This is a genomic window from Kitasatospora sp. NPDC002965 (assembly GCF_040611255.1).
GTDB lineage: Bacteria > Actinomycetota > Actinomycetes > Streptomycetales > Streptomycetaceae > Kitasatospora.
Window position 1 is genome coordinate 1 of record NZ_JBEXNT010000007.1, and the last position, 14,283, is coordinate 14,283.

Below are 14,283 nucleotides of genomic sequence, written 5' to 3' on the forward strand. Positions count from 1 at the left end.
GCCCCGGGGGGGCTGCCGCGGGGGCCGGCGGGGGCTGGGGGTATCCCCCCCGCCGGGTAGCCTCCCGCCGCCCCTCGTGCGTCCGCTCAGTCCTGCTGCTCGGCGGCGGCGGCCTCCGCGAAGGCCGTGGCCAGCGCGGGCGCGACCAGGTCCACCTGCCACTGGCGGGCGCCCAGCCGGCGCAGCGCCGCGGCCACCTCGCCGGCGCCGGCGCCGGCCGGCGGCTCCCACGCGACCCGGCGGACGAGGTCCGGCGTGATCAGGTTCTCGGCTGGGAGGTTGTGCGACTCGGCCAGATCGGTGACGGCGGCCCGCGCGCCGGTCAGCCGGGCGGCGGCCACCGGGTCCTTCTCGGCCCAGGCCCGCGGCGGCGGGGGGCCGTCGTGCGGCGCCGCGGACGGCGGCAGCTGGTTCTCCGGCACCTCCCGGCCGCGCTGGACGGCGGCCAGCCACTGTTCCAGCTGGCGCCGGTGCACCCGCGGGCCGAAGCCCTGGACGCCCTGGAGCGCGGCGATGTTCAGGGGCATGGCCAGCGCGGCGTTGACGATCGCCGCGTCCGAGAGCACCCGGCCCGGCGAGACGTCCCGTTCCTGGGCCATCCGGTCGCGGGCCAGCCAGAGCTCGCGCACCACGGCCAGCTGGCGCCGCCGGCGCACCTTGTGCAGCTGCGAGGTGCGGCGCCACGGGTCGGTCCGCGGGGCGGGGCGGGGCGCCGCGGCGATCGCGGCGAACTCCTCCAGGGCCCAGTCGAGCTTGCCCTGGGCGTCCAGCTCCCGTTCGAGCGCGTCGCGCAGCTCGACCAGCACCTCGACGTCCAGAGCGGCGTAGCGGAGCCACGGTTCGGGCAGCGGCCGGGTGGACCAGTCGACCGCGGAGTGCTCCTTGGCCAGGCTCAGCCCGAGCACGCTCTCGGTCATCGGCCCGAGTCCGACCCGCGCGAAGCCGGCGATCCGCCCGGCCAGCTCGGTGTCGAACAGTCGCCGGGGTCTCATGCCGACCTCGGCCAGGCAGGGCAGGTCCTGGGTGGCGGCGTGCACCACCCATTCGGTGTCCGCGAGGGCCTCGCCCAGCCCGCTGAGGTCGGGGCAGGCGATGGGGTCGATCAGCGCGGTACCGGCGCCCGCGCGGCGCAGCTGGATGAGGTACGCCCGTTGGCCGTAGCGGTAGCCGGAGGCCCGCTCGGCATCGACGGCGACCGGTCCGGTTCCCGCGGCGAAGGCGGCGACGGTGGCGGCCAGCGCCTGCTCGTCCGCCACGACCGGAGGGATCCCCTCCTTCGGCTCCAGGAGCGGGACCGGGGCTGCTTCTTCTGGGATGGCTGCTACGGCGTCGGTCACCTACCAAGGGTACGACGGTCCCCGCAGCCGGGAGTGTTGTCGGACTGGTCAGACCGCTTTGTGACCTGCCCGTGCGCCTCCGGGGCGCCCTGATCGGGTGTCGACGGCCGCCGATCCGGAGCGGGGCCGTCCACGGCTCCGCCCCGGGGAGACATCTCCCCGGGGCGGAGCCGTGGATCACGAGCGGCCCGGAGACGGGCGGGCGACGGTACAGAAACGTTCCTCCAGGCCGCCGCGGCGGTCCACCAGGGTCAGTGGATGATGCCGGTGCGCAGGGCGACCGCGACCATCCCGGCGCGGTCCCCGGTGCCCAGCTTGCGGGCGATCCGGGCGAGGTGGCTCTTCACCGTGAGCGCGGAGAGGCCCATCGCCACGCCGATCGCCTTGTTCGACTGGCCCTCGGCGACCAGCCGCAGCACCTCCACCTCCCGGCCGGAGAGCTCGCGGTAGGCGGCCTGCTGGGCTCCCGGCGCACCGGGGGCCCCGGGCGCGCCGCCCGGAGCGCCGGCCGCACCGGGCATGCCCGGCATGCCGGGGCGCCGCATCCGTCCGGCGAGGCCGCCGGCGCCGAGGGGGAGGCCGGGGCGACCCGGCATCGCGACGTTGGTGCGGGTGCCGGTGACGACGTAGCCCTTCACGCCGCCGGCCAGCGCGCTGCGGACCGCGCCGATGTCGTCGGCGGCGGACAGCGCGAGCCCGTTGGGCCAGCCCGCGGCGCGGGTCTCGGCGAGGATGGTGAGTCCGGAGCCGTCGGGGAGGTGGACGTCGGCGACGCAGATGTCGCGGGGGGTGGAGACCCGGGGGCGGGCCTCGGCGATCGAGGACACCTCGATCACGTCCCGGACGCCGAGCGCCCAGAGGTGGCGGGTGACGGTGTTTCGGACGCGGGGATCGGCGATGACCACCATGGCGGTGGGCTTGGTCGGCCGGTAGGCGACCACGTTTGCGGGGTGCTCAAGAAGGACCGACACCAGGCCTCCTGCGGGGAGTGGCGGACGGAACCCCGAGGGGGCGGTCGGAGTGTTCCGCGTTCGGAAAGGGTCACAGTCTGCTTCGGCATCATCCGTGCCCGGCTTTAGCGAAAGATCACGATCTAGTGAGTAACAATACGGACAAATCGCGCAAGTGACTGATACGAGGTGCCTGGAAATCGCACAAAATCGATCAGATCGATCGCGGAGTGGTCAGGTTCGAGCGGTTCGTTGACGGAGGGCCCGCGTGGGATCACACGTCGTCAGTCCTGGAGGACGTGCCGGGCACGGCGGCGCCGGGCATCCCGGGCGCCACTCGTCAGTGCGAGCGCGGGCGCCGTCGCGCGGGCATCGGGACCACTCCACCGAGTGACGCGACGTCGGCCGGTGACTGCGGGGCCGGGGCGACCGGCGGCAGACCCGCGCTGATGCAGAGCAGGTCCCCCCAGGCCGCGAGGTGCCGTTCGAAACGGCCGTCGGCCGGCGTCCAGGACGCCCGGATCTCGATCTCGGTGCTGGACTCGCGGTCCGCCAGCCCGCCGAAGTACTGCGAGGCGCACCGGGTCACCGTGCCGGAGGTCTCCGCGTACCCGGCGCCGTGCGCCTGCAACGCGTCGAGCAGCCAGGCCCAGCCGACCTCGGAGAGCATCGGGTCGCCGGCCATCTCCGGTTCCAGCTCCGCCCGGGTCATGGTGACCACGCGGAAGTCCCCGTTCCAGGCCTCCTGGCCGGCGGGGTCGTGCAGCAGCACCAGCCGGCCGTCGGCGAGCTCCTCGCCGTCGACCTCGACGGCGGCGGTCACCGCGAACGCGAACGGGGCGAGCCGGCGCGGCGCGGGGGCGGGGGAGAGGACGACCTCGGGGCGGAGCCGCGCTCCGGAGAACGCCTCCACGGCGGCCCGGAACTCGCTCGGCGCCGCCTCCCGACCCGTTCCGCCACCTGCTCCGCCACCCTGTGCGGGGTGCCCTCCGACCGCTGCCATGACCCGAAGACTAGGTCGAAAACTCGGTTAATCGCCGCAACTTCTTTCCGCGCGGCGCGCCGGGAGGGCAATCCGGCCAGATCTTGGAGGAACCGACGAGACCGGGCGAGGGGGCCGGTCCGGGGCGCGTGCGAAGATTTGGGGCGTGAGCGAGACAACGGCAGACACCACGGCAGCCGCCCAGGCAGGCGCCGCCCCCGGCCAGCAGCCCCCCGCGCGCCGCGGCGCCGCGTACGACTCCGCGTTCCTGCGGGCCTGCCGGCACGAGCCGGTACCGCACACCCCGGTGTGGTTCATGCGCCAGGCCGGCCGCTCGCTGCCCGAGTACCTGAAGGTCCGCGAGGGCATCCCCATGCTGGAGTCCTGCATGCGGCCCGAGCTGGTCAAGGAGATCACCCTCCAGCCGGTGCGCCGGCACCAGGTGGACGCGGCGATCTTCTTCAGCGACATCGTGGTGCCGCTCAAGGCGGTCGGCATCGACGTCGACATCAAGCCCGGCATCGGTCCGGTCATCGCCGACCCGATCCGTACCTTCGAGGACCTCCGGCGGCTGCGCCCGCTGGAGCCGGACGACGTCCCCTACATCACCGAGGCGATCGGCCTGCTCGTTGACGAGCTCGGCTCCACCCCGCTGATCGGCTTCGCCGGCGCGCCCTACACGCTGGCCAGCTACCTGGTCGAGGGCGGCCCGTCCAAGAACCACGAGAACACCAAGGCCATGATGTACGGCGAGCCCGAGCTGTGGGCCGCCCTGGTCGACCGGCTGGCCGACATCACCTCGGCCTTCCTCAAGGTGCAGATCGAGGCGGGCGTCTCCGCGGTCCAGCTCTTCGACTCCTGGGTCGGCGCGCTCGCTCCGGACGACTACCGGCGCTCGGTCATGCCGGCCAGCACCAAGGTGTTCGACGCCGTCGCCGGCTACGGCGTCCCGCGGATCCACTTCGGCGTCGGCACCGGCGAGCTGCTCGGCCTGATGGGCGAGGCCGGCGCGGACGTGGTCGGCGTCGACTGGCGGGTCCCGCTGGACGTCGCCGCCGAGCGGGTCGGCCCCGGCAAGGCCCTGCAGGGCAACCTCGACCCGGCCGTGCTGTTCGCGCCGACCCGGGCCGTCGAGGCCAAGGCGCGCGAGGTGCTGCAGGCCGCCCGGGCGCTCGGCACCAGCGGCCACATCTTCAACCTCGGCCACGGCGTGCTGCCCAGCATGGACCCGGACGCGCTCAGCCGCCTCGTCGCCTTCGTCCACGAGTCCAGCGCCCGCTGAGGTCTGCGGGCCGGCGCCCGCCGAGGGGCGGCGGCGGGACCTCCCGGAGGGGTCCCGCCGCCGTACCGGCGGTTCCGCTGCTGAGCTACTCCTCCCCGCCCTCCCCGGGAGCGGCCGGGCGCCCGGGCGGGACGGCCGGGACCTTCGGGCTCTCGACGGGGGCGGCGGGGACCTCGGGTGCCGCCGGCCGATCGCCCTGACCGCCCCGATCGCCCCGATCGTCCTGCCCACCTTGACCGCCCGGGGTGACCGGGGTGACCGGTGCCGTCCCCGCTCCGGCCCGCCGGCGCCGGCGCAGCACCCAGAGCACCAGCGCCACCGGTCCGGCGACCAGCAGGAACGGCGCCGCCGCGGCCACCGCGACCGCGACGCCGCGCACGATCGCCGCCAGCACGTCCCAGCCGCCGCCCAGCGCGTCACCGACCGAGGTCCAGAAGCCGTCGTCGTCCTCGGCATCCGGCTCGTCCGGCGCCGGGGTGTCCGCCCGCTGCCGGACGTCCAGCGTGATGGTGGACAGCGAGGTCTTCGCCGACAGCTCCTTCAGCTGCTTCTGCAGGGACTCCAGGTCCGCCTCGCGGCGGCTCAACTCGCCCTCCAGGCTGGTGATCTCGGCCAGCGTCTTCGCCTGCGCCATCAGCGCCCGGACCCGGTCCACGCTCACCTGCTGGGTCTGCACCCGGCTGCCGACGTCCGCGACCTGCTGGGTCAGGTCGTCCGCCTGGCTGCGGCGGGACAAGACCTCGCCCAGCCCGGCCAGCTGGTCCAGCGTCTGCTGGAACGCCGCCGACGGCACCTTCACCGTCAGCTGCCCGCTCTGCGGGCCGGGCGGATCCATGTCGACCGGGCGCTTGCCACCCCCTCCGCCGCCGGGGACCCCGGCGGAACCGCTCACCGTCTCGCTCGCCACGTAGCCGCCCGCCCCGACCGCCAGGTCGCGGGCCCGCGCCAGCGCGGTGTCCGCCTTCGCCACCCGGACGGACAGCTGCGCGCTGTAGGCGATCTGACGGGTGTCCGCCACCGGCACCGCGTTCGGCTTGCCGGCACCCGCCTCCGGCGCGGCCTTCTGAGCGGCCGAGGCCGCACCCGCCGCACCAGGTGCGGCCGGCGCGGCCGGTGCGGCTGCCGGTGCCGCCGCGTCACCGGCGACCGCCGGCGCCGCGTTGCCGCTCATGCTGCTGTCCCTCTTGTCGGACGCGCTGCACCCCCCGGCCAGTACCGCCGCCACGGCCACCGCCGCCAGCGCCCCCGCTCTCCGCCGTCCTCGTTCCACGATCGAGTCCTCCCCGCGTCCACAGTTCCGGCGCCGATTCCTTCCGGCACTCGGACCATTCGACGGGCGCGGAGCCGGATCGGACCCGCTCCGGAGGTCGCAGCTCGATCACAGCTCGGCTGCGGCCCGGACAAGGCGTCAGACCGTCTCCACCACGCTCCCCGCCCGCCGCAGCAGTGCCGCCGTCGCCCCGCCGCACCGCCCCGCCGGGCATCCGGGCGCCGACCTCCCGTACGACCCCGACCGGACGTGGCGGGCGCGGATGTCGCGCCCGCCCCCGCCCCCGGGGCCTCGAACGGGCGGAAGCGGGCGGATTGAGGCAAAGGTGTAAAGACCTGCAAGACTGCGAGGCATGTCGCAAGCACATGTCGTCGTGATCGGCGGCGGGATCGCGGGGCTGACCGCGGCCGCCGTGCTCAGCGGGGCCGCCGGGGGAGCGGCCCGGGCGCGGGTGACGCTGCTGGAGGCGTCCGACCGGCTGGGCGGGAAGCTCTGGGGCGGCGAGGTGGGCGGGGTCCGGGTGGACCTCGGGGCCGAGTCGATGCTGGCCCGGCGGCCCGAGGCGGTCGACCTGGCGCGCGCGGTCGGACTGGACGGGGAACTGGAACCGCCGACCACCGCCAGGGCCGCGATCTGGACGAGGGGCGCGCTGCGGCCCCTGCCCGGCGGACAGGTGATGGGCGTTCCGGGAGACCTCGCCGCGCTGGAGGCCTCCGGGGTACTGAGCGCCGAGGGCCTGGAACGGGCCCGGCACGAGGGGGCCGGCGAGGCCGTCACGGACGACGTCGCGATCGGGCGGTACGTCGCCGACCGGCTCGGCCGCGAGGTGGTGGACCGGCTGGTCGAGCCGCTGCTCGGAGGTGTCTACGCCGGCCGCGCCGACGAGATCTCGCTGCGCGCCGCCGTCCCCGCCCTGCTGCCCGTCGCCCGCGGCGGCGGCTCGCTGGTCGCCGGCGTGCACGAACTGGCCACCCGGCCGCAGACCGCCGGGACCCCCGTCTTCCAGGGTCTGCGCGGCGGCCTCGGCACCCTGCCGACGGCGGTCGCCGCCGCCTGCGCCGGAGCCGGCGTCGACCTGCGCACCCGCACCGCCGTGACCGGGCTGCGCCGCACCCCGGACGGCTGGCGGGTCGCGACCGGCGACGGCGGGGAACTGCACGCCACCGCCGTGGTGCTGGCCGTGCCCGCGCCCGCCGCCGCCCGGCTGCTGCGCGCCGACGCACCGGCCGCGGCCGTCGAGCTGGACGCCGTCGAGTACGCGGGGATGGCCCTGGTCACCCTGGCGTTCCGGCGTTCCGACCTGCCGGAGCCGCCGGCCGGCAGCGGCTTCCTGGTGCCGCCGGTGGACGGCCGCCGGATCAAGGCGTCCACCTTCTCCTCCAACAAGTGGGGCTGGCTGGAGCGCTCCGCCCCGGACGCGTTCGTGCTGCGCACCTCGCTGGGCCGGCTGCGCGAGGAGGAGCCGCTGGAACTGCCGGACGAGGAACTGGTCGCCGGATCGCTGGCCGACCTGGGCGAGGCGATCGGACTGACCGCCCGCCCGTACGACACCGCCGTCACCCGTTGGCGGGCCGGCCTGCCGCAGTACCCGGTCGGCCACCTGGACCGGGTGGCCCGGATCCGGGCTGCCGCGGACCGGGTCGGCGCGCTGGCGCTGTGCGGGGCCGCGTACGACGGGGTGGGCATCCCGGCGTGCATCGCGAGCGCCCGGACGGCCGTCGCCGGGCTCGACGGAGTGCTGACCCCGCTGACCGGGGAGAACGTCACGGAGAGGACAATGGGCGCATGACTGAGACCGTTGAGCAGCAGCCGGAGAAGAAGAAGGCACGGGACCTGAACCAGGTCATCCGCTACACCATGTGGTCGGTGTTCAAGCTCAAGGGCGCACTGCCCGAGGACCGCACCGGCCTGGCCGCCGAGGTGGACGAGCTGTTCGCCCAGCTCGACGCCAAGGACGTCACGGTGCGCGGTACCTACGACGTGTCCGGTCTGCGCGCCGACGCCGACATCCTGGTCTGGTGGCACGCCGCCGACTCCGACGACCTCCAGGAGGCGTACAACCGCTTCCGCCGCACCGGCCTGGGCCGGGAGCTGGAGCCGGTCTGGTCGAACATGGCGCTGCACCGCCCGGCCGAGTTCAACAAGTCGCACATCCCGGCGTTCCTCGCCGACGAGCGCCCGCGCGACTACGTGTGCGTCTACCCGTTCGTCCGCTCCTACGAGTGGTACCTGCTGCCGGACGCCGAGCGGCGCGCGATGCTCGCCGAGCACGGCCAGATGGCGCGCGGCTACCCGGACGTGCGGGCCAACACGGTCGCCTCGTTCGCGCTGGGCGACTACGAGTGGCTGCTCGCCTTCGAGGCGGACGAGCTGCACCGCATCGTGGACCTGATGCGCGACCTGCGCCCCTCCCGGGCCCGGCTGCACGTCCGCGAGGAGGTGCCGTTCTTCACCGGGCGCCGCAAGCCGGTCAGCGAGCTGCTCAACGGCCTCGTCTGAGGCCACCGGCCGTCGAACGCGGCCGAGGATGCCGGTCTGCGGGGCTCGTCCCGGCAGGCCGGCATCGCTGCGTCCGGGCGTCGTGGCGTGGTCGGGGCCGCCGGTCCGGCCGGACCCTCAGTGCCGGCGGAGGGCCGCGCGGAGGCGGGCGTCGGGGTGGGCGTCGGTGCCGTTCATGGCGACGGCGGTGAACAGTTCGCGCTCGTCGTCGTCGGTGAGGCCGTGCTGGCGCGGTGGGCGGACTTCGCGGAGCACCTCCTGGCCGACCGGCGAGGCCCAACCGGTGTACGGGTAGACGTCGACCCGGGCCATCAGCAGGGTCCCGGCGGTGAGCACCAGCGGCAGCGAGAACCAGGCCAGCGGTGCCAGCGCGTCACCGTCCACCAGGACGCCGGTGGCCAGCGCGGCGGCCAGCAGGACCAGGGAGAGCAGCAGCGCCTGGCGGACCTGCCGGATCACCAGCACGGTGCGCCGCTGGACGGCCGCCGGGGTCGCCAGCCCGGCGAGCGAGAGCCTGCTGCCGATCTCCAGCACGGTGGGGTGGGCGCCCATCGCCTCGCGCAGGTCGTCCGTGCGGCACTGGCCCTCGGGGCCGACGGTGGCGAGCACCGCGCGTTCGAGCCGGCTGCGGCCGCGCGGGTCGACGACCGTCGTCCACCCGGTGTGGGCCAGGTGCAGCCGGCCCCGGGACGCCATCAGGACGAGTGCCAGCTCCACCACCCGGTCCGGGCCGCCGGCCAGGTAGGCCGTCTCGTAGAGCCCGATCCCGACCGCCTCGGCCGGCCGTGGGCCCTCCTGCCCGGCCAGGGCGTCGGCGGTCGCGGCCGTCCGGACCAGCCGGATGCAGGAGAGGACCGCGGCGACGCAGGCCGGGAGCAGGAAGAGCAACCACATGGGGTTGTTGTAGACCCGCCGCCGTCGTGGGTGGAACGCATTCCCGGACCGCGATACCGAACTGTGACGTCCGGGGCGGGCGGTGGTCAGGAACCGCAGCCGCCTCCGCCTCCGCCGCAGCTGGAGGAGGAGCTGCAGGAGGACCCGGAGCTCGACCCGCAGCTCGACGAGGAGGACCCGCCGCTCGACGACCCGCAGCCGCTGCTTCCGCCGCAGCCCGAACCGGAGGAACCGGAGTCGGAGGAGGAGCCGCACCAGGTGCCCGCGGTGCCGCAGGACGAGGAGGACGAGCCGGACGAGGAGGACGAGGAGGAGCCGGCGCCGGTGTGGGCGGCGGACCGGGCGGCCTGGTCGGCCGCCGCCGAGGCGAGCATCGCCTCCCGCAGCTGCTCGTCGGCCAGCTCGGCGGTGGCGAGGCCGCCGAGCGCCACGGCACCGAGCAACGTGGCGTCGCGGGCGTGCAGGGGGGCCGGCCGGTCGGCGGGCTTCCACGGCTTGCCGGTGTTCATCAGGGTGAGCTGACGCCGCCCGGCGGGCGTGATCCGGCCCTTGAGCGGCCAGCTGGCCGGCAGCGAGAACAGGCCGAACCCGAGCATGACCAGCGGGGCCCAGAGCGCCGGGCGGTCGTAGCCGGGCTCGTCGGAGTCCAGCAGGTAGGCGGCGACGGCGAAGACCACCACGTCGAGCAGGGCTATCCAGAGCAGCCGGCGGGCGGACCTGGCCCGCCGCAGCCGCACGGGGTCGCGCAGCAGACCGCGGTCGGCGAGCCGGTCGCCGATCTCCTGGACGGCGGCGGAGCGCATCACCGCGCGGCGCAGGGCGCCGAGCTCGCCGCTCCGGGACGGGCCGGCCGCCTCGATGACGGCCTGGTCGACGGCGTCGAACGCCAGGGTGCCGGTGAGGGTGACGAGGCCGGCGCGGTTCAGGACGGCGCGGCCGTCCCGGTGCATCCGGACGAAGGCGGTGTCGAAGACCCGGCCGGGGCCGCCGGCGAGGAAGGCGGTGTCCAGCAGCGGCAGGCCGCGGCCGGGCAGGCCCTTGGGGGACGGCACGCGCTTGGCGGCCCGCTTGGCCTGCGCGGCGTACAGCGCGGCGGCGAACAGCAGGAGGGCGGGGACGAGGAAGTAGCTGTTGTGCCACATGGGCGGATTCCCCCCGGGACGTGAGCGTTCTGGTGCCGCTCGTTCTGGTGCGCGGGGCCTGGCGGCCCGGTGCGGGTTTCGGGTGCGCGGGGTCCGGCGCCCGGTGTGTGGTGGGTGGTTCGTGGGGTCCGGCGAACGGTGCGCGGACCCGGTGACGTGGTGCGAGCTCCGGTGCTTGCCTGCTGCGGCCGGGCCGCCGGGTGTCAGGTCCGGCCGCCGGGCCGCAGGGCGCGGCGCAGGCGGGCGAGCGGGCCGGGCGGTCGTTCGGGGGCCGGGCGGAGCCAGCGTTCCAGGGCCCGGCGCCGTTCGGCGTCGAGCGGGGCGGCCGCGGTGCCTTCCGTCGCCGGGTCGCGCTTCGCCGGGTCGTCGGTTGCCGGGTCGTCCGTTGTCGGGTCGTCCGTTGCCCGGCGGGGCGGTTCGGTGAGCGCCCAGGCGGCGAAGGCGCGGGCGTCGGCGCGGTAACCGCCGGTCTGCGGGTGCCGTCGGGCGTAGGCGAGGAAGAGCGGCCCGTACTGCGGCCCGAGCAGGCGCGGCAGTGCCGGTGCCACCTTGGCGGCGGTGTCACGGCGCTTGGCTGCCAGGGCGGCGGACTGGGCGCGGACCTGGGCCGGATCGAAGCCGGGCGGCACCGGCCCGCCGGCCACCAGGGCGGTGAGCAGGTCGGTCTGCCGGGCGGCCAGCCGCTCCCGGGCCTCGTCGGTGGCGGTCACCGTGGGCCACCGCCGTCCAGCACCCGGCGCACGGCGTCGAGTTCGGCGGCCAGTTCGGCGGGCGGCGGGAAGGCGGCGTCGCGCTCCAGCAGCACGCCGGGCGGGGCGACCCGGGCGCAGAGCTCGGCCAGCACCTCCAGCACCGGCTCGGTGACCGGGTGGGCGTGGGTGTCGTGCCAGACCCCGTCGATCATGGTGCCGCCCGCGACGTGCACGTAGGCGAGGGCCTCCAGCGGCAGGCGGTCCAGCTCGGCGGCCGGGTCGATCCCGAGGTTGACCCGGTTGGTGTGCAGGTTGGCGACGTCGATCAGCAGCCGGACGCCGGTCCGTTCGACCAGCTCGGCGAGGAACTGCCCCTCGGTCAGCTCGTCGTCCGGCCAGGCCAGCTGGGCGGCGATGTTCTCCAGCGCCAGCGGGACCGGGAGCTGGTCCTGGGCGATCCGGACGTTCTCGGCGATGACGTCCAGGGCGTCGCGGGTGCGCGGCACCGGCAGCAGGTGGCCGGCCTCCAGGCCGTCGGCCCGGACGAAGGCCAGGTGCTCGGTGACCAGCGGGGACCCGAGGGCCCCGGCGGTCTCGGCGAGCCTGGCCAGGCGGGCCGGGTCGGGCCGGTCGGCGCCGCCGAGGCCGAGCGAGACGCCGTGCGGGATCACGGTCAGGCCGCGGGCGAGGAGGACGGTCAGGGACTCGGGCAGGTGGTCGGCGCAGACGTTCTCGGCGACGACCTCGACCCAGTCCAGGCCGGGCTGCCGCTCCACCACGGTGTCGATCTCGCTGCGCCAGCCGAGGCCGATGCCGAGCCGGCCGGCGGCACGGGCGGTGCCGGCCGTGGCGGTGCTGCCGGCCGTGCCGGCGGTGGTCCCCGTCGTCGTCGCGGGCGCTCGCAGTGCAGGAGAGGTCATGGGTGCGCCCCCTTCTGAGGGCTGGTGGGGAGCCGTCGGTCGGCGCGGGCCTCGTCGCCAGGGCCGCCGGGCTGTGCTGCTGAGGATGTCCCCGGACGGTACCGCTGCCAAGCCTCACCCGGACATCTCAGAGCATTATTTGAGCTTGGCGGCACGCGGGTGAGGGACTTTGGTCCCGTTCCCGTGACTTCTTCGCAGGTGGGGCCGGTAGGGCGGGCCTCGGGCCCGGGGAATAATCGGCTGCGTACGAGCCCGCCGCGGGTTAGCGTGACGCACCTATGACAACGCTGATAATTCGTGACTTCCGCCCCGACGACGCCGAGGCCGCCGCGGCGGCCCACCGTGCCGGCCGCGACCACCTGGTGATGACGGCCGAGGCCTTCGCCTGGCACGCCGCCCACCAGGCCGAGGGTGCGCACTTCCGCACCTTCGTGGCGGAGCTGGACGGCCGGGTGGTCGGGTCGGTCCGTTGCGCGCTGGTCACCGGCACGACGACCAAGGGCATCGGCTACGCCAACGGCAGCGTGCTGCCCGAGTACCGGCGGCGCGGTGCCTTCACCGGCCTGCTGGCCGCCGCCGAGCGGCACCTGGCCGAGCACGGCGTGGTCGAGGTGCACAGCTGGGTGGACGAGGACGAGGACGCGTTGGCCTTCGCCCGGGCCCGCGGCTTCACCGAGGGCCGGGTGGCCCACTTCGGCGGCCGTGACCTGACGCTGCCGCTGCCGGAGGCCCCGCCGCTGCCGGCCGGCGTCGAGCTGCGCCCGGCGAGCGAGTGGGCGGCCGACCCGTACCCGATCTTCGTGATCGAGGCGGACGCCATCCGGGACGAGCCGGGCGAGATCGAGATGGACGCCGCCGACTTCGAGGAGTTCCTGAACGGCGACTGGATCCACCCGGACCACGACCGCGACCTGACCGTCGTGGCCGTGGTCGACGGCGAGCCGGCCGCGTTCAGCGCGGTGCACACGGACGGCGTGGACCGGTACTGGTCGGCGTTCACCGCCTGCCGCCGGGAGTACCGGGGCCGGGGCCTGAGCAAGCTGGCCAAGCTGGAGTCGCTGCGCCGGGCCCGCGAGGCCGGGCTGCGCCGGGCGTACACCTCCAACGACGCGACCAACGCGCCGATGCTGGCGATCAACGCCTGGCTCGGGTACGAGCAGTGCGCCAGCGAGCGGAAGTTCACCAAGAAGCTGGGCTGAGACGCCGGTCGGCGGCCGGCCCGACGGACGGCCGCCGTCCGTCGGGCCGGCCGCCGTCGAAGTCGGGCGGCGTCGAAGTCGGTCGGCGGTGAGGCCGGGCCGGTCGGCCGGAACCGCGGCGGGCGTGACTGGGTGTCACCCGAACGGGTGAAGTGGGCGCATTTCGCGTGGTCGGCGCCGGGTGGGCTGCAGTGCCGGGAGTTTCTGGTGTTCTACGGGGCATCACCTCAGCGCAGACAGTTCGTGCCCGAGTCGTTCGCGCGAGGGGTGCCATGGAGATCCTCCTGCAGATCCTGGTCGGGTTCTTCCCGGCCGTGATCGGCTTCGTCGCCGCCCGGTCCCTCGCCCGTACCCGCCTCTTCCTGCGCTACGGCTTCCTGCGCGCGCTGCTCGCGCCGTACGGGCGGGTGCAGATCGTCACCCCCAGCATCGAGGTGGCGGAGTTCGCCTACGCCAAGGACGGCTGCCGGCTCACCAGCCGGGGGCCGAAGAACGTGCTCTTCATGCCGATGGCCGAGGCCCGGGCGATCGCCGAACTCACCGACCTGCTGCGGAAGATCAACCGGAAGGCGACCATCGAGCTGGTCACCGCCGGCGCCCAGGACCCGCGGATGCCGACCTTCTCGATAGGTGGACCGAGCGTCAACGCCTACTCGGCCAGCGTGCTCGCCGGCGACTTCCCGGACTTCCGGCTGGAACACCCCCGGGCGGCCCGGGCCCGCTGGGGCGGCATGGCGTTCGAGGCCCAGTACAACGCCGCCGACGAGCTGGTCCGCGACCACGGCTTCGTCTTCGTCACCCGCACCTCCCGGCACGCCCCCTGCATCGTGCTCTGCGGCGTCTTCGCCTTCGGGTCCGCGATGGCCGTCGAGGCCCTGGGGGCCGCGGGCCGGCAGTCCCCGCTGGCCGCGCTCTTCCGTTCCGGGGAGAAAGGATTCGTCGCCGTCGAGGGCCGGGTCATCGGCCTCGACACCGTCGACGTGACCGTCGAGGTGTGCCGGCCCCTGCCCCTGGTCTGAGACGCCGACGGACCGTCCCCCGGTGGGCCCTGCCCGACGGGACGGAACGGCCTGGACCGGGCGTGGTACAAGGGGGGAGGAATCGGGACAGGACAGG

The 14,283-nt window shown here is 75.2% G+C and carries 11 protein-coding genes and 1 pseudogene; 5 read left to right on the top strand and 7 right to left on the bottom strand.

Annotated elements, in window-relative coordinates:
* Positions 1-86: 86 nt before the first annotated feature.
* The 3 genes from ABZY91_RS04895 to ABZY91_RS04905 form a co-directional block, all read right to left on the bottom strand.
* Positions 87-1,337 carry a ribonuclease D gene (locus ABZY91_RS04895; protein ID WP_329876431.1) on the bottom strand — a complete coding sequence of 417 codons (1,251 nt, stop codon included), beginning with the start codon at positions 1,335-1,337 and terminating at the stop codon, positions 87-89.
* A 251-nt stretch (positions 1,338-1,588) separates the two neighbouring features.
* Complete coding sequence (locus tag ABZY91_RS04900) at positions 1,589-2,308, bottom strand: response regulator transcription factor (RefSeq protein WP_327681609.1); 720 nt, start codon at positions 2,306-2,308, stop codon at positions 1,589-1,591.
* Positions 2,309-2,627: 319 nt separating this feature from the next.
* Positions 2,628-3,290: a DUF3000 domain-containing protein gene (locus tag ABZY91_RS04905; RefSeq protein WP_329948616.1), complete on the bottom strand. Its 663-nt coding sequence runs from the start codon at positions 3,288-3,290 to the stop codon at positions 2,628-2,630.
* Positions 3,291-3,537: 247 nt separating this feature from the next.
* Here ABZY91_RS04905 and hemE point away from each other — a divergent pair, with 247 nt between their 5' ends.
* Entirely contained in the window at positions 3,538-4,551 is a 1,014-nt protein-coding gene (hemE, locus tag ABZY91_RS04910) for a uroporphyrinogen decarboxylase (RefSeq protein WP_329876460.1), read from the top strand.
* A gap of 85 nt (positions 4,552-4,636) precedes the next feature.
* On the opposite strand, the gene ABZY91_RS04915 is transcribed toward hemE, so the two are convergent.
* Positions 4,637-5,722, bottom strand: a complete 1,086-nt coding sequence (locus ABZY91_RS04915) for a DUF4349 domain-containing protein (RefSeq protein ID WP_355399796.1) — start codon at positions 5,720-5,722, stop codon at positions 4,637-4,639.
* Positions 5,723-6,173: 451 nt separating this feature from the next.
* On the opposite strand from ABZY91_RS04915, the gene hemG reads away from it, so the two are divergent.
* Together hemG and hemQ are read left to right on the top strand one after the other, a co-directional pair.
* Positions 6,174-7,610, top strand: a complete 1,437-nt coding sequence (gene hemG, locus ABZY91_RS04920; RefSeq protein WP_329876423.1) for a protoporphyrinogen oxidase — start codon at positions 6,174-6,176, stop codon at positions 7,608-7,610.
* Positions 7,607-8,320, top strand: coding sequence for a hydrogen peroxide-dependent heme synthase (hemQ, locus tag ABZY91_RS04925; RefSeq protein WP_329876421.1), 714 nt, complete (start codon positions 7,607-7,609; stop codon positions 8,318-8,320). The genes hemG and hemQ overlap by 4 nt, the downstream gene beginning before the upstream one ends.
* 117 nt (positions 8,321-8,437) lie before the next feature.
* Here the strand turns inward: hemQ and ABZY91_RS04930 are convergent, their stop codons facing one another.
* From ABZY91_RS04930 to ABZY91_RS04940, 3 genes and pseudogenes are all read right to left on the bottom strand, one after another.
* Positions 8,438-9,214: a TIGR04222 domain-containing membrane protein gene (locus tag ABZY91_RS04930; protein ID WP_329876419.1), complete on the bottom strand. Its 777-nt coding sequence runs from the start codon at positions 9,212-9,214 to the stop codon at positions 8,438-8,440.
* An 86-nt stretch (positions 9,215-9,300) separates the two neighbouring features.
* On the bottom strand, positions 9,301-10,356 hold the full coding sequence (locus tag ABZY91_RS04935; RefSeq protein WP_355399799.1) for a TIGR04222 domain-containing membrane protein: 1,056 nt from the start codon (positions 10,354-10,356) through the stop codon (positions 9,301-9,303).
* 203 nt (positions 10,357-10,559) lie between these two features.
* A pseudogene (locus ABZY91_RS04940) lies at positions 10,560-11,860 on the bottom strand (DUF692 family multinuclear iron-containing protein).
* A gap of 386 nt (positions 11,861-12,246) precedes the next feature.
* Between ABZY91_RS04940 and ABZY91_RS04945 the strand changes: the two are divergent.
* Together ABZY91_RS04945 and ABZY91_RS04950 are read left to right on the top strand one after the other, a co-directional pair.
* Complete coding sequence (locus ABZY91_RS04945; RefSeq protein WP_355399801.1) at positions 12,247-13,167, top strand: GNAT family N-acetyltransferase; 921 nt, start codon at positions 12,247-12,249, stop codon at positions 13,165-13,167.
* A 272-nt stretch (positions 13,168-13,439) separates the two neighbouring features.
* Positions 13,440-14,186, top strand: coding sequence for a hypothetical protein (locus ABZY91_RS04950; RefSeq protein ID WP_329876414.1), 747 nt, complete (start codon positions 13,440-13,442; stop codon positions 14,184-14,186).
* The last annotated feature ends 97 nt before the right edge of the window (positions 14,187-14,283 follow it).

What these genes read in the sequence shown, in the direction of transcription:
- ABZY91_RS04905 (WP_329948616.1), bottom strand. Translation starts at nt 3,290, where the DNA reads ATGGCAGCGGTCGGAGGGCACCCCGCACAGGGTGGCGGAGCAGGTGGC.
- ABZY91_RS04915 (WP_355399796.1), bottom strand. Translation starts at nt 5,722, where the DNA reads ATGAGCGGCAACGCGGCGCCGGCGGTCGCCGGTGACGCGGCGGCACCG.
- hemG (WP_329876423.1), top strand. Translation starts at nt 6,174, where the DNA reads ATGTCGCAAGCACATGTCGTCGTGATCGGCGGCGGGATCGCGGGGCTG.
- hemQ (WP_329876421.1), top strand. Translation starts at nt 7,607, where the DNA reads ATGACTGAGACCGTTGAGCAGCAGCCGGAGAAGAAGAAGGCACGGGAC.
- ABZY91_RS04930 (WP_329876419.1), bottom strand. Translation starts at nt 9,214, where the DNA reads ATGTGGTTGCTCTTCCTGCTCCCGGCCTGCGTCGCCGCGGTCCTCTCC.
- ABZY91_RS04935 (WP_355399799.1), bottom strand. Translation starts at nt 10,356, where the DNA reads ATGTGGCACAACAGCTACTTCCTCGTCCCCGCCCTCCTGCTGTTCGCC.
- ABZY91_RS04945 (WP_355399801.1), top strand. Translation starts at nt 12,247, where the DNA reads ATGACAACGCTGATAATTCGTGACTTCCGCCCCGACGACGCCGAGGCC.
- ABZY91_RS04950 (WP_329876414.1), top strand. Translation starts at nt 13,440, where the DNA reads ATGGAGATCCTCCTGCAGATCCTGGTCGGGTTCTTCCCGGCCGTGATC.